Here is a 25,205-nt window from a genome sequence, read left to right as displayed (position 1 = left end):
AGGATCAGCTTTTATCAAATCTAAGACAATCACATTGACTAAGTATTAATAATAATAAACAAATTTTATTCAACTAATAGCTTCCCTGAAAACAAACTAAAGTTTACTTTAATTTAAGCAATTTAATTCTTTCGCTTTATCTTTTCGTTAAGTAGTAGCCAAGCATAACGACTATTAGTCACTAAATAACGCTTCCACATTCTTCTAGGTTCTTGTAATACACGATATAACCATTCCAACCCAGATTTTTGCATCCATAAGGGTGCACGAGAAACATGACCTGCAACAACATCAAATGTTCCCCCTACCCCCATCACAAATAACACGCCCAACTGCTCTTGCCAGCGGTTGATAAAATTTTCCTTTTTCGGCGACGTGATCGCCACAAACAGTAGTTTCGCCCCTGATTGACGGATCTTTTCAACTATCGCGTGCTCATCATCCCAAAAATAGCCATGGTGATAACCCGCAATCACTAATTGTGGATGCTTTGCCTGCATGGCCGCAGCCGTTTTTTCAACAATCTCCGACTTTGCGCCTAGGTAGAACACTGGCATTTGTTCTTGTGCAGCCATCGCATTGAGCTCTAGAAACAAGTCAACACCCGCCACTCGTTCGGGAACTTGGTGACCTAAAAAGCGCGCGCCCCAAACCACACCCATACCATCGATATTGATAATGTCACACTCGGTCACGGACTGAGCCAATTCAGAATCCTTACGCATATTGACTAACTTAGCGACATTGACGACCACATGCTGGGTAAACTCTTGTCGCAAAATGCGATCGCGGATCAGAGCAACAGTTTCACTCATCGAAGCCACATCCATTGGGCTACCAAGAAAATTAATGCGTTTCAATCGGTTATTCCTCATTGGTAATTCTTAAATAAAAACGGAATGAAAAGTACATCCACGCCTGTGTCCAGCGCGCGTAGTGAATTCGATTAACCAAACGTTTGTTACGTTGATAAACAAACTGATCCCGCTCGGGCATGTACAGCGTTTGAATAGCACGCTGAATGACGCGTTTAACCAAAACAACATCACTCTCCTCACCTCCAACACTGAGTAAGGTAATAATTGCCTGTGATACTGAGTGCGGATCCAGTGGATAAGGATTGTTGTGGTAATATTTCGCTGTTCCATCGGTTTCAAATAGATGCTGCTTGTAAAAATAAAAACCGCGTGCAATCACCTCATCAAATTCCTTTGTCGCTAAAGTAGTTCGTATGAGGTGTAGTGCTTCTAAATTGTAGCCCGTATGAAATCCGTCAATAAACACATGATGATGACGAGTACCATAGGCCCAGCTGCCATCGGCAGCTTGAGCCTGAGCACTGTTACGCGCAATGCGTAATGCCAACTCAGTGTAGTCTGGGCGAGACGTTTCTCGACCGACCACGGCCAGCCAAGCTGCCGCCCACAAACTGGCGTTGTGCACAAACGCCGTTTCCCCGGGGATATACGCAAAAAACTCCCCGCTCTCATTTTGAGTCAATAAATGGCCAGCAATAAAATCACCACTGCGCAGCGCCAACTCGACCCAGTCAGCTCGCCCCGTCAGTTGCCCCAATTGGTGTAAGGCACGGCTGACATAGACTGTCGTGATCACATTTGGCTTCCCCTTAGGAACAAAGAATGCACGCGCTTTCCAATCAAAATGATACCCCCAACAGGCACCATGCCAGATTTGCTCATCACAACGCTGAGCCACTAGCCACAGCGCAAGTTGCTCCGCTTCTGTGAGCAAAGCGGGATCTTTGGTCACTTGATACTCTTCGATTAATCCGAGAATAAACAGAGCCACGCCTTTAGGGTTTCGCGCTTTGGGCACACCTAGCCATGGCCGAAGATTAAGGGGAGAGCGTTTGAACAACTGGATCCATGCTAAGCCGAAAGTCGAGTCTTTGCTTATCGGCAAGCGCTTGAACCAGCTTGAATTGAGTCCATCAAAAGGGTCATATCCAGCAAATTGTTCTGTACGAGCTTTCTTAAGAATAGCGGTGGCGATGCTATTGACGGTCATTTAGCTCTTCCTCGTTCCTTATTCGTCAATAACTCATAAAACCCTAGTAGCTTTTGTGCAACCACGTCTTCGTGAAATAATTCATCAAACTTTTCTTTTCCTAGTGTTGCAAGTTCTAGTCTTTTGGCTTTATCACTTCCCAGAACATTTATAGCACTTGCCAGTTCATAAATATTACCAGGAGGAACTAACAGGCCATTAATATCATGAGTAATAGCATCATCAATAGCACCCACTGGGGTCGTTATAACAGCGACACTTGCTGACATAGCCTCTAAGATACTAATAGGTAACCCTTCTGCATAGCTGGGAAGAACAACAACATCGGCTATAGATAATAAAGAACCTTTCTGTTCAGAATCAATCCAACCAAGAAATTCAACTCTATTTTTAACACCAAGTTCATTACAAAAGTCTGTTAGGCTATCAATATCCCCGCTCCCTGCCACGTACAATTTTGCATTATCATTTTTAACGAGGGAAAACGCTTCAATTAAATCTCTTATCCCTTTCCTTTTTGACAGTTCCCCCATGAAAACCAAATTAAATTTTTCATGTTGTGATTTTTCAAATGGAAAGGTAGCAACAGGATTATGTAACACATTCCATTTTAGTCCTGTAATATTTTCAAAATTACTCTTCCAACAGTTGCCTAAGCATAATCTTAAATCATATTGTTTGAAAATCTTATTGACTATGTACTTTTTTAGTGAATTAGAAAAAAAATCATCCACCTGAGCCGCGTGACATTGATATACTACAGGTATTTTGTATATCTTAAGCCAAAATAAAAAACATGCTTTCCTAAAGAAACTACCTTTAAGTGAACCATGAACATGAGCGCCATCAAAACAATTAAAAAACAAGAAAAATGGAAACTTAATCCATAAATAAAAAAATGAAAAATGCTTATTTAAAAAACTGCTAGGATTATGTGTGAAATAATAAACAATCTTGTATCTACTGTTTATATAGTCATTCAGTATAAATGTGGAAACAACAGATGCCACCCCCCCCTTACCTTCAGGGCTAACACTAATAACTAAAATTTTGGGGTTCATATTTTTTACCTTTGAAATTATACACTTTAGAAAATGGCTTAGGCTCTCCATCAATAAACAAGTCCCTTATACCTCCGACACCGGATTGTAATCCATCAATTCCAAATACAGTGTTAACTTCTATAATCGATATCCCATTTTCTGTTATAGCAATATCCCACCCAGCGAGATTTAACTGCGTAAGCTTATCTGCAGAAAGCAATATTTCGTTTTTAATATATTCCCAATTAGGAAGCTGTAATGAAGAAAAATCAAACCCAGAATCAGGATGTCGTTCAACCCTTTGGTTTCCAAAACTATATGTAGCAAAAGACTTCACGCAACCTCCTGTATCCACGTCTATTCCAATAAGCAAGCCACCAGCACAGCAGTTATCAATTTCCTTCCCAGCGACGCCAATCCTTAATATCGCAGCAATAAATTCAACATTACCATTATCATGCCTAAGAGTGATAGCCCTTAATGTATTGACACTTTTGGAATATATTTCATTTAAATAATTGTGTTGTATAATTTCAGACTCAACAACATAATCACCTTTTAAATTAATAAAATAGTTATAATCTATTCGCCTTCCGTCATAATAAAACTCAGAACCAATGCGTTTAGCTATTATTATTCCATTACCACCACGTCCCATCACCGGCTTTATAAAAAGCCTACTACATACAGTAGTGTCTAATGTGTTTTTTACATACTCATCTGTTAGTAAATCACATTTTATACTTCTCAATTCTAACCCAGACTTCACGAATAATACTGTTGAATTTTGCAATCCGACACTTCTGAATAAATAATTCATTTCTATCTTATTTTCGACAAGTTTAGACACCAACTTAACATTATCGTATTGCGGGAACAATATTTTGTAAAAATAATAGCTTGGAATGTATTTCTTCATTTCATTCAATGTTAAATCACAGTCATTCGAATAAAAATCATGAGTATAGTACTGACTTGGAATATAGCCCCAATACTTTCTTAGTTGCGTAACCTCACTCCAAATCAAAGAGTATGATTTTTTATTTTTAGAATATATGAACCGTTTTAAATTATATCTGACACGTTCATTCATCAAAACCTGATATAGTAACCTAACACAATCCAACACTATATGTTTAGTATAATAAATCATATATCTCACTCTATATAACAAATTGCTTGACGATACTTGCCATTGGAGGTTCGTTCGATCTCAGAAACAATTTCAATAATAACCTCACTAGAATTACCGACTCTTTTCTTTGTATTATCCACCAATTTTCTCTGCTGGATAGAATCAAAAGCCTCTTGATTGACAACAACTTTAACAACTATTTCCTTGGGATTTATTTGTATAAATTGACAAGCAATAAGACCCTCTATTCCTTTAGGAATGTGATTCAGTATGTGTATCTTTTGCCCGTCCTCACCAATTAAATAGTCACCAATCCGTCCCTCAATACGGTCAATCACAGGAAAGATCCGACCACAAGGACAGATCTCGTTTTCAGATAAATGCACATGATCACCGGTCTTATAGCGGATCAAAGGGAAATACTGATTATTAAAGTTAGTGCCGACCAATTCATAACGCCCGTCGCCTACGGCTAACAATTCCACATGCGAATAGTCGGAGAGCAAATGGTAGCGACCATGCTCACACTGCCCTATCGCAGCCACTCGCTCAAATAGGCCATACCAGTCAAAGACTTTGCAGCCAAAGCGTGTCTCAATCACCTGTCTATCTTCTGCTGACAACGATTCTGATGAAGTCATAATGGATTTGAGCTTCGCCGGATAATAACTTTGGTTAGCTTCTAAATAGCGGGCTAACGTAGCAATCGAAGAAGGGTATGCCTGAATCACTTCAACCCCAAAATCGACCATGGCTTGCAGATAACTCGACATCGTTTGCGATGTCAGATGGAAAGATGAAAGCACTATCATCTGCTCAAACCAAGAGTAGCGCCAGAATGGTCCTTGCTTTTGACTTAACGGCACCACCATATCGCCACGGATCCACGCTCGTTTATCCCCTTTACGATATCCAGCCCAAGCCAACTGTCTTTCGACAAAGGCTTGCTCACGAATAACCGAATGCCTATCTTGCAAAATAGTCAAAGGTGTCCCCGTTGTGCCACTGGTCGCCCCTTTCACCACCACTGACGGCTTATTTTGTGAGATAAACTGTTTGTGATCACGGCGTAATACGGATTTATCCAGATAAGGGAAAGCCTCAAGCTCAAGATTAGGCAACTCTAAATCCTGATAAAACGGCACATGGTTACGAGCATTCGCCAAGGTTTTTTGTAGCTGCTTGTGTTGATAATCCGCTAAATGAGTACGTGGAAACTCGTTAGCTTGGATCTCTTGCAACACCGCGCGCATCTCACCATTTTCTCTGACCATTTTGCGTGACAGCGCCCGTACAGAAAGCATGACATTTTGCAGCCAGATTGGTGCTTTAATATAAAGTGAACTGGTAAACATCAGTAAAAGTCCTTTGGAACAAAATTTGTATAATTTAGGCTGTATTGACAACTGCATTGGTTACATTTAAAAAATCACCCGTCAGATATTATTGCTAACTATCTTGATGAATATTAAAGTGCAGTTCCGCTCATTGAAAAATCACTCATCCGCTGTGATATTCAGTCCACACATTTCCTTAAGGAGAAAATTAATAGATAAAACCATATTTATTATCTCCTGTGTAGATGGTGATTAGATGAACGGTAGTGACAGGATAAAACCACCACCAAAAACATCAACGCAGGCGTTTTTACTGTTAAGGCATTATTAGTAACTGATATCAAAATAAAACTGAGCAGAGCAATTTTCGCGGACCATTCTTGCTTATAAACCAACATAAAAGGAACAAGATAAGTAGAAAGCAATAAGCCTATACACCCTAATAAACCAAAATTCAGAACCCATCCAATCACGTAGTTTTCAACAACATTAATACCAATATAAAAAACAATATCATTCAATAGATCATGTGAAGCACCGAATAACCACTCTGAAAAAGAAAGCTGTTCAAGTAAAATAAAAACATCGAATCGCGCTTCGGCGCTCGTATCTATATACAACTTAGACAATATCCGTTCTCCAATCGGGCTTAATACTAGGGTCAAAATAACGGCAATCACAGAGAAATAGACCAAAGCCTGAAGATAAGCAAATTTCAGCTTTGGGTAGCGCACTCCCTGACCGAAAAAGTCACGTAATTTAGGTAACATCATAAGAAAATTACCCAATAGGAAAATCCCCAACGCAGCTCGCCCTCCAAAAGCAAACAGGGCTAGCACGATAACAGAGAGATACATAGCCGCCGGAATTCGTGTATAACGCATAACAATCGGCGTTAGCGATGCCGTAATGAGAGCATTGTTAAGGGGATGTGCCATAAAAGCAGTAGAGCGGAAGAATGAAAAACTACCAATCTCAACAGCAACAATGCTCTGCCCCAAAACAAGTTCAATAATCGCGATGCATGCATTAATAAATAAAAGATAACCGAGTAGAGCCAGTAATCGATTTTTAGCTGCATCGGATAACCCGTATACAACAGGAACCAGAACTAAAGGGATAAAAATCGTATCAATAAGATAAGCGAGTCCCGACGTACCGAATCGCATAAAGCCATATAAAATAACGGCCAGCATCGACACTATGGCTAGCCACCAAGCCTTTTTGAGATCGTGTAATGGCTTAATTAGGTTGAAAAGGCCAACGCGCAATATCAACAGAGCAAAAGCTCCCATACTCAAATAGGAATAGACATGAATTTTAAGTACGGGACTCCCGCCTTCTGAAACGTACTGAATTCCCATATTTTCGAGTAAAAAAGCCCCCAGCAAAAACGCACTGAGGATAATCAGAATCATCCATCGAATGAGATTACGTTCGCTCAATTGGGCCTCCAGATTGAGAATAAACGTTGACGTGCATTAAAAGCATTCGTGCACCACAAACAGATGCCATAGAACAACAAGGATGAGGTGACATAAAAAGCTAGGATAAATAAGGGGTTGATAGTTAATGGTAACTGTTTGATGGCATATAAGTATCCCCCCATAAAGAGTGCCGAAATGATCACTTTGACGCCATCAATGCCGATGGCATAACGATAGCCCGCTCGCCATGAACTGATAAAAGAGAGTATAGCGACTAAACCACTCACTATAAGCAAGGTGATAGCTGCACCCAACATGCCAAAATGATTGAGCATCACAGGTAGCAGTGAAATAGTCGTCACTAAGCCCGTGATAGAAACCCATAGTAGCTTGCGAGTCTGTAATAGAAACTGCAAACCATGATCAAGGTAATGACCTTTAACATTAATCAGATAAACAGCGATCGCTAACACCCAGAATAGTTCAGTAGAACCACTGATATATTGCTCACCCAAAAAGAGCCTAATGATCTCTTCTTGTAATATTCCAAGTCCAAGTAGAGCCGGGAAAGTAAGGGTAACCAATAAATGCAGATAGGTTTTATGCTGACTCACAAGGGTGATTTTATCTTCCGAATATTTAGCCAAATTAGGGTAGAGAGGCATCGCAATCATCATAAAAACTAAGCTCATAACTCCAGACAGCAAATTAATTTGCGCAGCATAAATACCAGTTTCATTAATACCAACAAAATGGGCGATAAATAAACGATCGACTCTTCCCCCTAATACGCCAATTCCTCCCGCTAACATGATCGGAATACCGTAAGTAAGCAGACGCTTTAATATAGCAATATGCCATTCAGGCCGCCTAGGAAAACCCAGCCCCAAAGCTCCAATGCCAAAGCTCAAGGTTAAAGCAAACAACGCAGACTCAATAGTAGCAGCCCAAGAGAGTGAAAGGATGGAGAGCATTACCGCAGAAATTGACTGCAATACGGTCGCTTGACGATAAGCGCTCAATCGCTCATTTAAGCGACTCAATTCTAACTGGTATTGAAATATCGATTTAACCGACAGCAAAGCACCCAGTATCAATAATCGTTCCCAATTCAATTGCTGATAAATGAATAAAGTTACGGCGATAACAATAAAACCAAGCAAAGATCCGATAATAACCAGCAGTGAAATGGTTTGAACGAGTTGGACTTGCTCCCGATCCGAATACCCGGGGTAGAGACGTAACATCGACGTGTTGAGCCACTGGGTACTAAAAGCACGCACGAGTTCGATAACCACCATAGCCACCGCTAACACACCATAATTTTCTGGTGTAAGGAAACGGGTTTGTACGGCGATTAGCATAAAGACGCTCAAAGCAGCAAAAACCTGAACAGGGGCATATCTGAGTAGGCTTGCTATCACCCCATCACCTCATCATATAAAGACTCATATTGTTCTAAAACACCTTGGGATGAAAAATTCCTGCGTATATAATCCTGTGCATTTTGAGTATCACGAGAGGAAATAGAGTCTATAGTTTTTGCTATATAATTTGCTTGTTCATCTGAAAAAAATGTCACACCTAGTTTAGCAAACGCGTCTTTCCTCTCGCCTAAAATCCCCACAGGTGTCGCAATAAGAGGCAAGCCTGCTGCCAACATTTCCAGAGGTGCTAGGCCAAATGTTTCTTGATCTGATAGAAACACACCGATATCAGCGTATTTATATTGCTGAATAATTTCTTTCTGATTCAGTTTTCCAAGAAAAGAAACATTATCGGATAAGTCCCATTCTTCAATTAATTTTTCAAGCTCAGAATAGTAAACAGGATCAACATTAGGACCTATTATATTTAATGTTACATCTCTACCTAAATCTCGTATCTGTCTTAGTAAATCTAAAATGAGATCCAAACGTTTACGACGTGAAATGAGAGCACAGGTGACTAAATTTATTTTATTATCCAGCACCTCATTAGCGTTTTTTTTGTTAAGTAGAGAAACATAAGCTTTATCAATAGGATTACCAATTAAGTGTATTGGCTTTTTGGTATCCATTCCTACAGCATTAAGTAGCTCTTCTCCTACACAAGTAAAAGTATCAACAGAGAATTGGCTGAAAAATGGAACAACTTTTTCATATAAAAAGTCATTACTAAAAGATACTGGCTTTCGTCCTATTTTTCGATATGAATGAAGAGTTAGAATATTCTTAGAATTGCCTCCAGGCCAAATCATCCAACTATTCATATGCCCATGTACTATGTCAGGCTTGTAATTTGAGATTTGTTCTCTTACTCGTAACCATCCTGTCAATATTCCGGGTAAGGGTATCCCTATACGTGATTCATGGGCAGGCGAAAATATAACTTCTACTTGTTCAGAGAGATTAATTGGACGACCGTTATACTGCTCTTGACTGCTAGGATCAAAAGCCAAGATGCGATAGTGATATTTTGAAAGCTGAGTTTTAGAGGCTAACTCACGAACCAACATCTGACATACAGAATCTACGCCACCTGCATTTTTTTCTCCCCAGTTAAGGGTTGAAATAGGCATGATCAGTAACACTTTTTTCATCAGTTCGATTCCATCTTCATCAATGAACAAAACGTTTAACCCCGACCACTTTTCTCTAGTAGTCAGAGTTGTGTACACATTAGTCTTTATTTGTTTAGCGCAAGATTAGGTGAACTCAAGCAACCACACCACGAGTATCAATCACGACTTTCTTGGCAAACGCCGTTTTATCTGCTTCTTTAAAATCTCGGTGATCAACCAGCACCACAACGATATTGGCTAACTCTAAAGCACGCTCTAACGAGACTAGCTCAACATCATGTTCTGTTAACTTACCCGGTAATTGGTGGATATTTGGCTCTACCGCTAGAATTTGTCCAATATTGTCTTGTGCTAAATGCAAAGTGATGTCTAAAGCTGGGCTTTCACGTAAATCATCAATATCAGCTTTAAAGGCCAAACCTAAGCAAGCAATAACTGGTTTTTTGAACTGATCTGCGGCTTGTTTTACCTGATCAACGACCCAGTGTGGTTTACCATCATTAACATAGCGAGCAGCAGCAATCAGTTTTGCTTCTTCTGGGCAGCTGTTAACAATAAACCAAGGGTCAACTGCAATACAGTGCCCGCCAACACCTGGTCCTGGATTTAATATGTTGACCCGAGGGTGGCGGTTGGCCAATTTAATTAATTCCCAAACATTGATTTTTAATTTCTCACAAATAAGGGAAAGTTCGTTCGCGAATGCAATATTGACGTCGCGAAAGGAATTTTCTGTTAATTTCGCCATCTCCGCCGTACGAGAGTTGCTGATGATGCATTCGCCTTTAACAAAGGTTTTATACAGAGCCATCGCTTTCTCGCTACACGATTTACTCATGCCACCAATCACTCGGTCATTACTGACCAACTCTTGTAGTACATAACCCGGTAAAACTCGCTCTGGGCAATGCGCTACCTTAATGTCAGCCGTGTCACCTTTGTGCTGTGGGAAAGTTAAATCAGGACGAGCCTCTGCTAGCCATGCGGAAAGCTTTTCTGTCGCACCGACAGGGGAAGTACTTTCCAATACCACCAAGTTGCCTTTTTCCAGAACTGGTGCAATCGCTTTGGCCGCGGCTTCTATATAGCTAAGATCAGGCTCGTGATTATCACCTTTAAATGGTGTGGGTACCGCCACTAAGAAAGCATCAGCTGGTTCAGCTGTCACAGTTGCTTTTAGTTTGCCAGTCATCACTGCACTTCGAACTACGATATCTAAATCCGGTTCGACAATGTGAATTTCACCTTTGTTGATTGTATCGACAGCGTGTTGATTGACATCTACGCCAATCACTTCAATACCACGCGAGGCTATAACGGCAGCCGTTGGCAGGCCGATATACCCTAAACCAATCACAGAAACTTTATTAAACATCTTATTTTCCTTAAATCTTATCTTGCTAGAATGTCGGCGATACGTTGACAGGCTTTGCCATCACCGTATGGATTGTGTGCTTGACTCATGAGTTGGTAAGCGCGCTCATCACTAAGCAACCGGTCTAACTCTTCACAAATCAGTTGTGTGTTAGTCCCAACCAGCTTGACCGTACCCGCGCTTACCGCTTCAGGTCGTTCGGTGGTGTCTCTCATCACTAATACAGGCTTCCCTAGCGACGGTGCCTCTTCTTGAATACCACCGGAATCGGTTAAAATGATGTGTGCTCTGTCCATCAAATAGACAAAGGGCAAATACTGTTGTGGATCCACTAAGAAAATGTTTTCAATGCCTTTTAAAAGACGATTGACGGGCTCTTGAACATTCGGATTAAGATGTACCGGATAAAGAATTTGACAGTCAGGGTGGCGCTTTGCTGTGATGGATAAGGCTTCACAAATACGCTCAAATCCATCACCAAAACTTTCACGACGGTGGCCTGTAACAAGAATGAGTTTTTTATTGTTATCAAGCATCGGAAACTGGTGTGCCAGCGTAGCATTGAGATCTTGCTCGTTATGAATCTTGTTACGGATCATAAACAAGGCGTCAATGACGGTATTCCCAGTAATATGGATGTTCTCGAGGCAATAATTTTCATCCAATAAATTTTGTTGAGATGTTGCCGTTGGTGCGAAATGGTAGTGAGTCAATGCACCCGTAAGCTTGCGGTTCGCTTCTTCAGGCCAAGGGGAATAAATATTGCCGGTGCGTAATCCAGCCTCAACGTGGCCGACTGCAATTTGCTGATAATAACAAGCAAGTGAAGTCGCAAACGTTGTAGCGGTATCGCCATGAACTAAGACGATGTTTGGTTGAAAGTCTTTTAGAACCGTTTCCATACCGTTCAAGATTTTAGTCGTTACTGTCGTCAGTGTTTGCCCTGGTTCCATGATATTAAGATCAAAATCAGGCACCACTTCAAACAACTCTAAAACCTGGTCAAGCATTTCCCTGTGCTGGCCAGTGACGCATACTTTTGTGTCGAAGCGGTTATCTTGTTTAAGCTGATGAACTAGAGGCGCCATTTTAATTGCTTCAGGTCGTGTACCAAACGCAATGAGTATTTTTTTCACTTTATTTATTTCCTTGGGCTAAACTAAACGACTGTTAAGAACAAACTGTTCAACGCTATTTCTTCAAAAAAGCAGATAAAAATGGTGAATAGCAACGGTTAAATACGCTACCGCCACTAGATGTCGCCTCTAGAATGCGCATTTTCTTCACATTTTTTTGCTTTATGTATATAAGAGAAAACTTATTAACCACCCATATTTAATCACCTACTTACAAACTATGAGTAGAAATTAATTGCCAAACTGTTGCTTTGTTTTTTGGGGTGGGTAATCAAAAAGTCATATAAAACTTTCTATGTGCTACACACAAAGTTTCATTGCACTTTCCTTTAATTGATATTGTTTAGATATATGTTCGATGATCCCTTGGGCCCCGCTCTCTATCAGTTCCAAAACCCGTTCAAACATATGAATATTTCCTTTGTAAGGATCAGGGACTTCCGTGACACCGATGTGGCTATGCGATAGAAACAGTGAAAGTTTCTCTTTATGTTTAGCAGGACAAATGTCAATCAGATCCGCTAAGTTGGCTTTATCTAAGGCAAAAATAAGATCAAATTTTTCGAAATCCTCAGAACAAACCTGCCTTGCTCTTAAATTTGACATTGAATAGCCACGCTGCTCAGCGACAGATATCGCTTTGGGATCTGGTTTTCGGCCCACTTGATAATTCACAGTACCAGCGCTTTCAACAAATAAATTAATTCCATGTTGTTGCGCTTTTTGGCTCAAAACAGCTTCAGAAAGCGGTGAACGGCATATATTTCCCATGCATACGATGAGGATAGAGAGTTTTTTATTTTCCATGGCCATTACTGATGCATTCACTTCATTTTGTCTCTGTATTAAAGAGGTGGATAGAGTATCGCAAGGCGCATTGCAATGGGTGTCTCAAAATTGAGTCTATCTATAATTAATACCTAAGATTTAAATAGGAAAAATGAACTGGCTATTTTGATGGATTATCGAAAATGGCATTAACCATTTGATATCTCGCTTGTATGTTCAAATAACTTGATGTGATAAGCCGGCCGCATGTGATTTCATCTAATGAGCATAGATAACGGTGAATGGAATAGGTGTGAACGGTGAACAAAGAAGAGCCTGCAGGGCGCAGGCTCTTGATACGTTAATCAGTGAACACTTCTGGTTTTAACATCATGCAGCAGTTCTTGATTAAGTTCAGCTTCAACATGACCTGGAGAGCGTGTTGATGCCGAGACCAAACGATACATAGCAGGGATAACAAACAGAGTAACTAAAGTGGCAAAACCCATACCGAAGAAAATCACCGTACCCACCGCAACTCGGCTTTCATAGCCTGCTCCTGTCGAGATAATTAATGGGATGGAACCTGCTAAAGTAGTAAAGGCGGTCATCATGATTGGCCGTAAGCGCCTTGCTGAAGCATCAATAATTGCTTTTTCAAACTCAACCCCTCGGTCACGCAGCTGGTTGGCAAATTCAACGATCAAAATGCCATTTTTGGTCACCATACCGATCAGCATAATCATCCCAATCTGGCTATAGATGTTGATACCTTGTCCCATAATTGATAGACCAAGAAAGCCGCCAAACACACCCATCGGCACCGTCAACATCACCACTAACGGGTTGATAAAACTTTCAAATTGGGCGGCTAGTACCAAATAAGCGACAAGCAGCGCTAACGCAAATACAATGGCTACACTCGATTGGTTTTCTTTAAAATCTTTTGACTCACCTGAGTAACTAATGGAAATATCACTAGGTAGCGTTTCAATGGCTTTCTGATCCAGAAAATCAAGCGCTTCGCCCAACGTGTAACCAGCCGATAAATTTGCAGTAACCGTGATCGCCTTTTGCTTATTGTAATGAGACAAGCGGATTGATGATGCCACTTCTTCCACTTTCGCAAGTGCATCCAGTGTAACAAGCTCACCGGATGCGGTTCTCATGTAGATCTGGCTTAAATCGGAGGCGTTATTGAAGCTATTTTCGTCCCCACGGAGATAAACATCATACTCTTCGCCACGCTCAACAAAGCTGGTTTCACTCTTCCCGCCGAGCATCACTTCTAACGTATCTGAAATATCCGCGACACTGATCCCCAATTCCGCGGCACGCTGCCTATCAATCGTCACCACCAGTTCAGGTGTCTTTTCGGAATAATTGGTGTCAGCTCCTTCCATAAAGGGGGAATTTTCAGCTTCCGTTTTTAACAATTCAGCCCATTTTTTGAGTTCAGGATAGTCTGACCCACCTAACACAAACTGAACAGGCTCGTTAGAGCCACCACGAAAGCCGGGCATAAAGGGCATAACTCGTACATCGGGAATTCCCGTTAGCGTTTTTTTGACCTGCCCTAATGCTTGTTGAGCGGTGATGCTTCGTTCGTTCCAGTCATCCAAAATCATGATAACAAACCCCGTCTGATCACCCGCTTGCCCACCGAACGCGGGCGATTGAATACTAAACGACTTGAGAAAACCTTTGCCAACCAAGGGCATTAACCGCTGCTCAACAAGATCCATATTGGCCGACATCCGATTATAACTGGTCGCATCCGCTCCGCGCACAAAGGCAAAAATAACGCCGCGATCTTCTGAAGGCGTGAGCTGAGAAGGCACTTTCTGCATCAGAAAATAACTGCCACCAACGCATGCAAGGATGACGAGCGGTGCAGCCCATTTCCAACGGATAGCAAAACGTAAAGAGGATTTGTAACCCGCTTCTAAACGGCCAAAAACACGATCAACAAAACGATTAAAACGGTTTGGTTTGACATTGACCTTTAAAATCTTGCTACCGAGAACGGGCGTTAAAGTTAACGCTATTAGCGATGAAAAGAGAACCGACATGGCCAAAAGTACAGAGAACTCGGTGAACAACAGGCCGACCATACCGTCCATAAAAGAGATCGGTAAAAAGACCATCACTAATACCAATGTGGTGGCAATCACGGCAAAGCCGACTTCGCGCGTCCCTTTATAAGCCGCCAGCAGTGGCTTCTCTCCCTGTTCTATGTGATGAAATATATTTTCCACCACCACAATCGCATCATCAACAACCAAACCGATGGAAAGAATCAGCGCCATCAAGGTGATAAGGTTAATGGAGAATCCGAAATAGTAAGCGGCAATAAAAGAAGAGATCAATGATACTGGCACAGTAACGGCTGGGATTAGCGTTGCCCGAACTTGGCCGATAAAAATGTACAGTACCAAAATTACTAAACCACCCGTGATAAACAGTGTGCTATACACTTCCGAAATTGAGCGATCAATAAAGACGGTCGAGTCGTAGTCAATGGCCAAGCGCGTTCCTTTGGGTAGAAACTGCTGAATATTATCGACTTCTTGATGGACACGCTGCGCCACATCCAAGGGGTTAGCATCTGACTGTGGCACAATGCCCATGCTCACATTAACCACACCGTCGCTTTTGAAGGTTGAGTTTTCGTTCTCAGCGCCGATGAAGACATCCGCGACATCTTTTAAGTAAATCGGCGAATTGTCACTTGCGCGCTTAACCACCAAATAGTCAAAATCTTGAGCCGTTTTGTACGCTCGGTCGGTACGCACCGACATTACTGTCGAATCGTTACGCACTTCCCCGCCCGGGCTTTCAATATTTTCACTGCGCAATGCACTTGATATATCAGAAGTCGTGACACCACGCCCAGCCATCAGATTCGGCTTGAGCTTGACATACATCACCTTATAAAGACCACCAGACACATCCACAGAACTGACGCCAGAGATTAAACTAAAACGGTCAATCAAAGCTCGTTCGATATAATCGGTCAGTTGGGTTCGATCCATCTCTGAAGAACTGAGATTAATGTACAAAGAAGCTTCACCAGAGCCATTATTTTTGAATACGGTTGGATCATCTGCTTCATCGGGTAATGAGCGCTGTGCTCTCGCAACGGCGTCGCGGATATCGCTCACACCAGTATTGAGATCGTAACCCAGTTCAAATGTAACGGTAATCCGTGACATGCCATTACGCGTGGTAGATTCAATTTCATCAATCCCGCTAATGCCTGCCAGTTGATCTTCCAATACAGAAGTGATTTGGCTTTCAATGATGGTAGCTGAAGCCCCTGCATAGCGAGTACTGATTGAAACCACCGGGCTTTCAATATCGGGCATTTCCCGGACCGAAAGCTTAGAAAATGACACTAGACCAAAAACGCACAACAGTAAGCTTAATACCACCGCCGCCACAGGGCGCTTCACTGAAACATCGGATAACCACATTATTTGTCATCCTTTTGTATCGGTGAGCCATCCACATTGACTTCAGTAACGACAATGCCGTTTCTCATATTCACGATACCTTGCACCACAATCTTATCGCCAATGGCTAAACCTTTATCAATCACCACTTGATTGTCGATCCGCGCGCCAAGCCAAACTTCCGTGCGTATTACTTTATTATTGCTATCAATCACATAGACATAGCGTTTAGTGCCTGAATATTCGAGTGCTTGAACAGGGATAATGGGCGCTTCAATCGCTGGGAAATTCAACTTAGTAGAAAGCAACATTCCGGGTTTTAGCTTGCCATCTTGGTTATCGAAATGAATACGGACACGCAAATTCAAGGTTTCACGGTTAATGCGTGAATCAATACCCACAACTTTGCCGGTAAACTCGTTTTTTGCCCAAGCATTACTCTTCGCCGTCACCGTCATACCTTTACTGATTAACGAAAGGTAACGCTCTGGCACTTGGATATCGAGTTGCATCACCGATAGGTCATCTAAAGTCAGCAATTCCGTCCCTGCACTGACCATTTTGCCCAAACTAAAATCAATAAAACCAACGGTGCCATTAAATGGCGCGCTAATGCGCAGATCGTTTAAATTTGCGTTTGCTGCATCTAAACGTGCTTGAGCAATATCAACACTCGCTTTTTGCGCATCGATTTCCGTTTGGGTAATGGCATTCCGTTTGACCAAACGTTCAAACTCTTTCAACTTACGCTGTTCATCGTTCAAATAGGCTTGAGCCTCTGAAAGTGCGGCTTTGGCTTTATCATCATTAAGCTGAATTAAGAGCTGACCTTTCTTGACCTCTTGATTAGCCTTAATCGCAATATGGCTGACCTTTCCCGAAACTTCAGATGAGATCTCCACTGCTCGTTCAGCTTCTAATTTACCAATCAGTGAAAGAGACTGAGACACTTGATGAGTTGCCACACGCTCTGCGACCACCGCAACGGCTTGTGGTGCTTGCGCAGCGAACGCACTTAACGGTGTGGTAAGCAAGGTAACCATCATTAACGAAAGAATAGACGTGTTTTTCATAGTTTTTATTCAACAATAAATAGACTGATTGAATTGTAACTGCTTATACGACGCTCGAACGTCAAGGAGTGTAAATCTTATTAAATATCTGTAACGTGCGTCATAACTTAGCCTCCTCCGGCTGCTTTTTAGGCGTCACACAGGCTATACCCAAACAACTTGAAGTTGCAGGTAGGCGGCAAGTAAGTTCATCCCCATGAGCATAGATAAACTATGTGATTGGGGTGAGCGAACGTAGCCAAACACCGCTGCAGCTCCAAGTGGGAAGGGTATAAATAGAGCAAAACTATCCATTCCTCCTCCCTTTGCCCAAAAAGGCAGCATTCAATTCAAAATCATAAGAAAAAGGCTTTACAGAGAGAGCGAGTTTGCTATCATGCGCTCCGCACTTGAGCAATGCGTTGGGAAAACGTTGTTTAAGCATACTGTGAGCCAATAGTGTCGTTATAAGCACTATAAATCACATTGTATGAAAACCCTCTGGAGGGGTTCCCGAGTGGCCAAAGGGAGCAGACTGTAAATCTGCCGGCTCCGCCTTCGATGGTTCGAATCCGTCCCCCTCCACCATATTCTCTCGTAAGAGAAACCTTGATTGATACGTTGGGAAAACATCATTCAAGCCTATTTTTAGAATAGGAAAACACCCGGAGGGGTTCCCGAGTGGCCAAAGGGAGCAGACTGTAAATCTGCCGGCTCCGCCTTCGATGGTTCGAATCCGTCCCCCTCCACCATATTTTCTCGATTGAGAACGATAAAAAGCCAGCTTTCGAGCTGGCTTTTTCGTTTCTTTACATCATAGCTCTATAAATTGACGTCACTAAGTAGTCTAGTTAACCCTCAATATACTGAAGTAGAGCGGTAACACAGCTTTGTGCATCACTGCAATTGATACTCTCTGGCAGTTCAGTCTGCAATAAAAACCCTTGTTCCAAAGAGTGGCAAGATGAACTTTCACTTAAACAAATCGGAACTCCTTGAGCAGAAAGGGCATTTAATAACAACAAAGCCGTTTGTATATTTCCCCCAGCATTGGCGGTAAAATGCAGCTCAAACTCAGCAGCGCTATTGAGTGAGGTCAGCGCATGCTTTAATTGAGTGTCCACTTCGGTTAAAGAAACCGAATCTAAATCACTAAAGATCAGCATGCCTTGGTTCCTATCAGCATACTGCCAAGCAACGATATCAACCTGCTGCATATAGGCTCGCTGCATGCTTTGCGCGGCCGCCTGAATGATCACCTGCATTTGGTCACTGTTGCTTCTTCCACCACTGTCTTTAACTGATAATTCAAAAATATACGTGCCAGCAATCGTAGGATAAAACGCCGTTGCTTTCAGAGAATCTGCATTGATTAAGGTAAGCGATTGAGGCCCAGAAACTTGACGCCAAGACTTCGTTTTAATTTCATATATTGATAACTCAGATTTCGCCGTTCCGCTCAACGTAATACTATTTACTGGCAGTATTAACATCTGATCAGCACCAGCATTAACCGTAGGCTTAGTCAGCTTATCCGCATCTTTCAAATCATCGGCTTTACATCCCACGATAAGTGCGAGCACACTCAGGATCACGAACAACTGGTTTAACTTAAACATAATATTTTCCTGTGATTAAGCATTAGAAGAGGTAACTGGTACTGGTGGAAAGAAAGGCGACTTCACTACCGTCCAAATACATTGCAGCATCTTGTTGCGCGTAATCCATCATCACATTCGATTGCGTATTGGTTTGGCTGAGCTGGTCATTTAAGCGGACCCCATCGCTGAAGGCTGAGATCCATTCCATCGGTTTAGTGGCACTGGTGGATGAGAAAAATACGCCGCTTAAAAACAGCGCTAATAATTTGGTATTCATGCTTACTCCTTGTGAGCGGTCTGATTCACCGACCCATTCAAGGTAGCATTCTCAATACAAATAAATCGTCAGCAGTTTATTGACCATTTGTATCCAGTTTGGTCACATTAGGTAAAGAAATCTGTTTCGGCCATTGCAGTTCAAAACATGCGCCCCCTAATGCTGAACCATTTACTTTTACTCTAACCTTACCTTGATGCCAACGAGTGATCTGTTTGACAATCGCCAGCCCAAGACCATGGCCTTTTTCACTATTACGCTCTTGATTATTCACTTGAGTAAAGGGCTCAAAAATACGTTCAATATCATCTGGCGCAATACCGGGGCCATCGTCTTCTACCACCAAAAAAAGTTGCCCATCAGATTCGTTCAACGAGAGATGGATCTCTTGCTGCGCAAATCGCGCGGCATTACTCAGCAAGTTTTTAACGGCCCGCAATAAAGCTCGATTATCGACAAATATCGTTTGCTGTCGCAATGAATCCAACACGCTGACACGCAATGTGAGTTGCGGGTTTTCAAGCTGGAAATGCTCCGCTTCTGCAACCAAATTGTCGGCAAAGTGGCAATAAGAAAAATGGCGAATATCTGTGATACGGTTATAGCGCGACAAAACAAGTGTCTGGTTAATCAAATGATCGAGATCTTCAATACTGGAGTGAATCACTTGGCGGTATTTTTCTTTCTGGCTTAAGGCAATGTCTTCATCCTCAAGCATTTCAAATGCAAAGCGTAAACGGTAGAGCGGTGTTCGTAAATCATGCGCCACGGCGTTGGTTAAGGTTCTTTGGCTGGCAATCAGCTTTTCGATGTTATTTGCCATGTTATTAAAAGAATGACTGAGCTGAGAGACCACGGACAGCCGAGATGTCGTCGCTCTACGAGATAATACTCCTTGGCCAAATTCATTCGCCGTTTTTACCAGACGTTTCAGATCTCGCCATAAAGGATAAATCCACATAACTAAGGCCACAGAAATGGCTAAAAAAAAGAAACCGCCGATAGCCGTAGTGAGCTTTAATTGGGTTTGGTAGGAAATATTGTCCTCGACGCGTAACCACGTATTCTCATCCACCGCAGCCAATAAGATCATGCTGCCTTGTTGATTGATATAACTGGTCATCTGCTCTTCATCAGCCAACAATTTACTTCGCTCGATGGATGACAAATCTTGCTCTTGCAATAGACTCAACTCTAAAGGTATTCGGCTATTTTGCTCAGCAATACTAGTTTGCCATTGAGTACGGGGTTGGCTACGGAGATCTTCTACCGCGAGGTATAATGTGCCTCTGGACTGGTTAAGCGCAGCGAGCTCTCTCGGTTCATTGATCGCGAAATAGAGCACTTTGTCACTCTTCAACACTCTTTGCAAAAGTGCCATAGGATCACCATCTTGAAAAATGATCTCGCCTTTTTGCAACGCTTGATAAACTTCTGGGGAGGCGTGGTAACGGTCTAATGCCTCTAATCGAAGTGGGTAACTGAAATGCTTAGCATAGCCATCAATAATCGTTGTCCACTCAGCTTGAGGCACTTGACGTAATTTTTCAGATAGAAACGTAAAGTTACTCTGATAGACAGGCTTATAAAATTCTTCAGAGATACTGCGGCTAAGATATGGGATCGGATTAAATTGCGTGGGAATACTGAGTAATAAGATCGGCAGAAACACAGCTACCCAGAGTACCCAAAAAGATCGAATCATGACCACTTCCCTTCCGATACAGCGCAGAGCTGATATCCTTTACCTCGAACCGTTTTTATCAACTTAGGTTCATTAGGATCATCTCCGAGCGCACGCCGCAAGCGTGATATACGACGATCAATTGAGCGATCTAAACCATCATATTCAAAACCACGCACATGCTGAGCGATATCATCTCTCGTGACAATGGTGCCGACATGTTGGGCGAGTAGATACAAAAGCTCAAACTCGCTGGTCGTGAGTTTTATGGGCTGCTGCTCAAGTAATACCGCTCGATGCTGTAAATTCATCCACAAGTTACCTATACACAATTCGTATTTGTCACTTTGACTTCCTCTTGCTTGCCTCCGAAGTAAAGCTCGAATACGTGACAGCAACAAACGGGGCTTAACCTGCTTAACAACATAGTCATCGGCACCCAGTTCCAGCCCCATCACCTGATCAATATCGTCGTCTAACGCCGTTTGCATTAAGATCATACCGTGGTATTGATCTCGGACAGCGCGGCAGACATCCATACCACTTTGCCCTGGTAGCATAATATCCAGAATGACTAAATCAGGTTGCTCATCCAAAATCCGATCAACGGCTTGAATCCCATCAGCAACCGTTGAGACACAAAATTCATAGTGGTTGAGAAAATCTTTGATCAGTTCCGAGAGTTCTAAATCGTCTTCAACGAGAACCACTCGATAAGAGGGGGAGAGAGTACTGTTCATTGTGTTTCACATCCGTTTGCTAAGAACGCAAACTATAGCGGATTGTGTTTCATCTTTGTGTGACTAATTGTGACCAAGCAACAAAGTTGTGGTGTTGTTAAAATATTAAACAAACCATCAACAGCCGAACCTACCGCGTTGAATCAATAAGAGCACGAAGAAAGTGCCATTGGGCCGTGACTCATAAACAGAGTCGATAAAAAAGCCCCGAAAATTCGGGGCTGAAAAATGACTGAACCTATAGGGGTAGGCCTCAATCAGGATACTAAATCGAACAAAATTACGCGTGTTTCATACGGACGAAGCACTTGATGTTCCAAAACTTTGAGTGGTTTTATATCTGTATAGTTACCTAACAGGTATTTTGCTTTCTCAATCGGTAACTCTTTTGGCAACACACATTCGGTGTCAACGCCATAATAGTTATTGATACAGATCAGCACCTGTTTCGCGTTGCGTCGCTGGTAGGCAAAAATCTCTTTATGATCGGGTAGCAAATCGGTGTAATCACCATCGGTAATCACTCCTATTTTTTTGCGCAGCGCTATCAACTCTTGGTAGAAATAGAAAACCGATTGCTCATCAGCTAACGCGCATTGCGCATTCAATTCTTGATAGTTTTCTGCGATATCTAACCAAGGCTTACCTTGGCTAAAACCAGCAAAGCGCTCTGCATTCCACTGCATTGGCGTGCGAGAATTGTCACGGGATTTTTGTGCAAGAATGGCCATCATGGCTTCATGACTTACCCCTTGCTGGTTCACCATGATGTCGTAAATGTTAGTACTTTCCACATCTCGGTACTGTTCAATAGAGGTGTACCCGGGATTGGTCATGCCAATTTCTTCACCTTGATAAACATAAGGCGTGCCTTGCATCATATGAATCGATGCGGCCAACATTTTTGCCGACTCGACGCGATAACGTTGATCATCCCCTAAACGGCTCACGATACGAGGTTGATCATGGTTACACCAAAAAAGTGCTCCCCACCCTTTACCATTTAAACCCGTTTGCCAATGGTTGAAAATCTGCTTCAATTGCAAGAAATCAAATGGCGCTTTCGTCCATTTTTCACCGTTCGGATAATCCACTTTTAAATGGTGGAAGTTAAACACCATCGACAGCTCTTTGCCGTCCAAGCGTGAATATTGTTGGCAATGTTCAAGCGTTGTTGAAGACATTTCCCCCACAGTGACGCTGCCGTATTGTTGAAAAACAGCTTGGCTGATCTCTTGTAAAAATTCATGCACGCGCGGGCCATCGGTATAAAAACGGCGTCCATCACCTTGGTGATCATCACTGAAATCCTGCGCTTTTGAGATTAAATTGATCACATCGAGACGAAAACCATCCACCCCTTTTTCGGCCCAAAAACGAATCACTTGCTTCACTTCCTCACGAACTTGAGGATTTTCCCAATTTAGATCCGCCTGCTCTTTGGCAAATAGGTGCAGATAATATTGCCCTGTTGCGTCATCTAACGCCCATGCACTACCACCAAACTTTGACTGCCAATTATTTGGAGCCTGACCATTAATCGGGTCTTGCCAAATATAATAGTCACGATACGGGCTTGATTTATCACCCAACGCCGACTGAAACCAAGCGTGCTCGGTTGAGGTGTGGTTAACCACAATATCCATAATAATACGGATACCTCTTTGATGAGCTTGAGCCAGCAGTTCATCAAAATCTTGCATGCTACCGAATTGAGGATTGACACTGTAATAATCCGAAATGTCATAACCGTTATCAACCATCGGAGATGAATAAATGGGTGTCAGCCAAATGGCATCAATTCCCAAGCGGTGCAAGTAATCCAGTTTAGAGATGATCCCTTTGATATCTCCCGTTCCTTTATTGCCGCTATCACAAAAACTTTTGGGATAAATCTGATAGATGGTCGCAGTTTTCCACCACTGACTATCACTCTTGGTTATAACCATATTGACAACTCACTTACCAAAATGAAAATGAGTGGTGAAAACTCACCACTCGAATGAAAGGTTATGCACTTGCTGGCTCTAGCTCGCCTTTAGCTTGAGCTCGTTTGTATAAAAACAGAGTAAGCAGAATTGGGACGGCCATCGCCACCAGCATCGCGATGCCGTAAATACCCCAGTATTGTGGTTGAATCGAAAGAATACCTGGTAAACCACCCACACCGATGCCATTCGCCATCACCCCTGCACTACCACAAATTGCGGCTGCAATAGCACTACCAATCATGGCGCTTAGCATTGGGAACTTGTACTTTAAGTTGACACCATACATCGCTGGCTCTGTCACACCCAAATAAGCCGAAATAGCCGCAGGAACAGAGATGTCCCGCTCACCGTGTTTTTTGCTGATAAAGATGATACCGACGACCGCAGACGCTTGAGCAATATTTGACAGTGCAATCAGTGGCCAAATTGGCGTACCACCCATTTCTTGCATCAATTGCAGATCCACCGCGTTAGTGGTGTGGTGAATCCCGGTAATGACCAGTGGCGCATACAAGAAACCGAACACCATTGAACCGATAACCGCAAAATCGCCAGTCATTGCAGCTTTAGCCGCAAACGCGACGCCATCGCCCAATACGCGACCAAATGGACCAATTAAAGCGTGGGCCAAAATAACGGACAATATGATAGAGATAAACGGCACAACAACGAGGTAAAGATAAGAAGGGATGATGCGCTTTAAGTTTGTCTCAATAAACGCCAGAGCAACACCCGCCAACATTGCAGGAATAACCTGAGCTTGATAGCCGACTTTCTCTATCACAAACAAGCCAAAATCCCACACTTCGGGCATCTGCTTACCGATCAGATAAGCATTCATTAATTGAGGCGAAACCAGAGTCACACCCAAAGTAATACCTAGTATCGGTGTTCCACCCAACTTTTTCACCGTTGACCAACAAACACCAACCGGTAGGAAGAAGAAAATAGCCTCGCCAATTAACCATAAGAAAGAATGAACCGTGGCCCAAAATTGGCTAATTTCAACCAAAGTTTTTCCATCGAACATGCGAATGTCGCCAATGACATTACGAAAACCGAGGATTAAACCGCCGGTGATGATCGCTGGCAGCAAAGGAACAAAGATTTCCGCAAGATGCGAAATGCCACGTTCTAAAAAGTTCATGTTTTGGCGAGCGGCTTTCTTCGCTTCATCTTTAGAAACGGCTTCTTTGCCTGAAAGCCCGATTAAGATGGCGTAAACTTCGTCCACCTCAGTACCAATCACAACTTGAAACTGCCCAGCATTGGTAAAACACCCTTTAACCATGCTCAGCTGTTCTAGTCCTTTTTTATCCGCCTTGTCGGTATCATTTAAAACAAAGCGTAAACGAGTCAAACAGTGACTCACACTGGCGATGTTCTCTTTACCACCTACCAGCTCGATAAGACGTATCACGTCTTGCTTCGCTATCTTGGCCATACTTTTGCCCACCCTATATTGGAATACTGTCTGTTTTTCTTTTTAATGGGAACATTCCCACCTACAAGTGCAATATTGACATAAATAATAAAAGGTAAAAATGGGAACAATCCCATTAATTGAATAAGATCACAGACTAATTGTAATTC

Annotated in this window: 20 protein-coding genes and 2 tRNA genes; 2 read left to right on the top strand and 20 right to left on the bottom strand. The window is 42.4% G+C overall.

What is annotated here, in order from left to right; translation table 11 throughout:
• Positions 1 to 122 precede the first annotated feature (122 nt).
• From vpsK to AACT42_RS02655, 14 genes are all read right to left on the bottom strand, one after another.
• Complete coding sequence (gene vpsK / locus AACT42_RS02720; protein WP_094132041.1) at positions 123 to 875, bottom strand: exopolysaccharide biosynthesis glycosyltransferase VpsK; 753 nt, start codon at positions 873 to 875, stop codon at positions 123 to 125.
• On the bottom strand, positions 865 to 2,028 hold the full coding sequence (vpsj, locus tag AACT42_RS02715) for an exopolysaccharide biosynthesis protein VpsJ (protein WP_047689545.1): 1,164 nt from the start codon (positions 2,026 to 2,028) through the stop codon (positions 865 to 867). Before vpsj ends, vpsK begins: the two co-directional genes overlap by 11 nt.
• Positions 2,025 to 3,089 carry a glycosyltransferase family 4 protein gene (locus tag AACT42_RS02710; RefSeq protein ID WP_094132042.1) on the bottom strand — a complete coding sequence of 355 codons (1,065 nt, stop codon included), beginning with the start codon at positions 3,087 to 3,089 and terminating at the stop codon, positions 2,025 to 2,027. Before AACT42_RS02710 ends, vpsj begins: the two co-directional genes overlap by 4 nt.
• On the bottom strand, positions 3,064 to 4,164 hold the full coding sequence (locus AACT42_RS02705) for a sugar-transfer associated ATP-grasp domain-containing protein (RefSeq protein WP_176432265.1): 1,101 nt from the start codon (positions 4,162 to 4,164) through the stop codon (positions 3,064 to 3,066). The genes AACT42_RS02710 and AACT42_RS02705 overlap by 26 nt, the downstream gene beginning before the upstream one ends.
• A 65-nt stretch (positions 4,165 to 4,229) precedes the next feature.
• Positions 4,230 to 5,561 carry an exopolysaccharide biosynthesis protein VpsH gene (gene vpsH / locus AACT42_RS02700; protein WP_094132044.1) on the bottom strand — a complete coding sequence of 444 codons (1,332 nt, stop codon included), beginning with the start codon at positions 5,559 to 5,561 and terminating at the stop codon, positions 4,230 to 4,232.
• A 212-nt stretch (positions 5,562 to 5,773) separates the two neighbouring features.
• Entirely contained in the window at positions 5,774 to 6,988 is a 1,215-nt protein-coding gene (vpsF, locus tag AACT42_RS02695; RefSeq protein WP_094132045.1) for an exopolysaccharide biosynthesis protein VpsF, read from the bottom strand.
• Positions 6,985 to 8,394: an exopolysaccharide biosynthesis flippase VpsE gene (gene vpsE / locus AACT42_RS02690; protein WP_094132046.1), complete on the bottom strand. Its 1,410-nt coding sequence runs from the start codon at positions 8,392 to 8,394 to the stop codon at positions 6,985 to 6,987. Before vpsE ends, vpsF begins: the two co-directional genes overlap by 4 nt.
• Positions 8,391 to 9,551: a VpsD family glycosyltransferase gene (locus AACT42_RS02685; RefSeq protein ID WP_094132047.1), complete on the bottom strand. Its 1,161-nt coding sequence runs from the start codon at positions 9,549 to 9,551 to the stop codon at positions 8,391 to 8,393. Before AACT42_RS02685 ends, vpsE begins: the two co-directional genes overlap by 4 nt.
• 115 nt (positions 9,552 to 9,666) lie before the next feature.
• On the bottom strand, positions 9,667 to 10,908 hold the full coding sequence (gene vpsB, locus AACT42_RS02680; protein ID WP_047689523.1) for a UDP-N-acetyl-D-mannosamine dehydrogenase VpsB: 1,242 nt from the start codon (positions 10,906 to 10,908) through the stop codon (positions 9,667 to 9,669).
• A gap of 17 nt (positions 10,909 to 10,925) precedes the next feature.
• Complete coding sequence (gene wecB / locus AACT42_RS02675) at positions 10,926 to 12,044, bottom strand: non-hydrolyzing UDP-N-acetylglucosamine 2-epimerase (RefSeq protein WP_081245367.1); 1,119 nt, start codon at positions 12,042 to 12,044, stop codon at positions 10,926 to 10,928.
• A 300-nt stretch (positions 12,045 to 12,344) separates the two neighbouring features.
• The gene (locus AACT42_RS02670) at positions 12,345 to 12,872 is read right to left on the bottom strand and encodes a low molecular weight protein-tyrosine-phosphatase (RefSeq protein ID WP_013857370.1); all 528 of its coding nucleotides are present in this window, start codon (positions 12,870 to 12,872) and stop codon (positions 12,345 to 12,347) included.
• A 305-nt stretch (positions 12,873 to 13,177) separates the two neighbouring features.
• Complete coding sequence (gene vexH / locus AACT42_RS02665; RefSeq protein ID WP_094132048.1) at positions 13,178 to 16,288, bottom strand: vibriobactin export RND transporter permease subunit VexH; 3,111 nt, start codon at positions 16,286 to 16,288, stop codon at positions 13,178 to 13,180.
• Positions 16,288 to 17,340 (bottom strand): efflux RND transporter periplasmic adaptor subunit, encoded by a 1,053-nt coding sequence (locus tag AACT42_RS02660; protein ID WP_094127336.1) that lies wholly within the window; start codon positions 17,338 to 17,340, stop codon positions 16,288 to 16,290. Before AACT42_RS02660 ends, vexH begins: the two co-directional genes overlap by 1 nt.
• 144 nt (positions 17,341 to 17,484) lie before the next feature.
• Positions 17,485 to 17,634 carry a hypothetical protein gene (locus tag AACT42_RS02655; protein ID WP_176432263.1) on the bottom strand — a complete coding sequence of 50 codons (150 nt, stop codon included), beginning with the start codon at positions 17,632 to 17,634 and terminating at the stop codon, positions 17,485 to 17,487.
• Positions 17,635 to 17,822: 188 nt separating this feature from the next.
• Between AACT42_RS02655 and AACT42_RS02650 the strand changes: the two genes are divergently transcribed.
• A tRNA-Tyr gene (locus AACT42_RS02650) sits at positions 17,823 to 17,907 on the top strand.
• A gap of 79 nt (positions 17,908 to 17,986) precedes the next feature.
• Positions 17,987 to 18,071: transfer RNA gene (locus AACT42_RS02645), tRNA-Tyr, on the top strand.
• Positions 18,072 to 18,170: 99 nt separating this feature from the next.
• Here AACT42_RS02645 and AACT42_RS02640 read toward each other — a convergent pair.
• The 6 genes from AACT42_RS02640 to treB all read right to left on the bottom strand — a co-directional run bounded on the left by AACT42_RS02640 (position 18,171) and on the right by treB (position 25,056).
• Positions 18,171 to 18,938 carry a PKD domain-containing protein gene (locus AACT42_RS02640; RefSeq protein ID WP_094132049.1) on the bottom strand — a complete coding sequence of 256 codons (768 nt, stop codon included), beginning with the start codon at positions 18,936 to 18,938 and terminating at the stop codon, positions 18,171 to 18,173.
• 22 nt (positions 18,939 to 18,960) lie between these two features.
• The gene (locus tag AACT42_RS02635) at positions 18,961 to 19,197 is read right to left on the bottom strand and encodes a hypothetical protein (RefSeq protein WP_047688867.1); all 237 of its coding nucleotides are present in this window, start codon (positions 19,195 to 19,197) and stop codon (positions 18,961 to 18,963) included.
• 76 nt (positions 19,198 to 19,273) lie between these two features.
• Positions 19,274 to 20,908, bottom strand: coding sequence for an ATP-binding protein (locus AACT42_RS02630; protein WP_019282941.1), 1,635 nt, complete (start codon positions 20,906 to 20,908; stop codon positions 19,274 to 19,276).
• On the bottom strand, positions 20,899 to 21,621 hold the full coding sequence (locus tag AACT42_RS02625; protein WP_013857376.1) for a winged helix-turn-helix domain-containing protein: 723 nt from the start codon (positions 21,619 to 21,621) through the stop codon (positions 20,899 to 20,901). Before AACT42_RS02625 ends, AACT42_RS02630 begins: the two co-directional genes overlap by 10 nt.
• Positions 21,622 to 21,878: 257 nt before the next feature.
• On the bottom strand, positions 21,879 to 23,570 hold the full coding sequence (treC, locus tag AACT42_RS02620) for an alpha,alpha-phosphotrehalase (protein ID WP_094132050.1): 1,692 nt from the start codon (positions 23,568 to 23,570) through the stop codon (positions 21,879 to 21,881).
• 61 nt (positions 23,571 to 23,631) lie between these two features.
• Entirely contained in the window at positions 23,632 to 25,056 is a 1,425-nt protein-coding gene (treB, locus tag AACT42_RS02615; RefSeq protein ID WP_026027679.1) for a PTS trehalose transporter subunit IIBC, read from the bottom strand.
• Between the last annotated feature and the right edge of the window lie 149 nt (positions 25,057 to 25,205).

The organism is Vibrio sp. V15_P4S5T153 (assembly GCF_963874485.1).
Taxonomy (GTDB): domain Bacteria; phylum Pseudomonadota; class Gammaproteobacteria; order Enterobacterales; family Vibrionaceae; genus Vibrio; species Vibrio anguillarum.
Note: the sequence above shows the minus strand (reverse complement) of the source record. Positions and strands in the feature narration are given on the sequence as shown.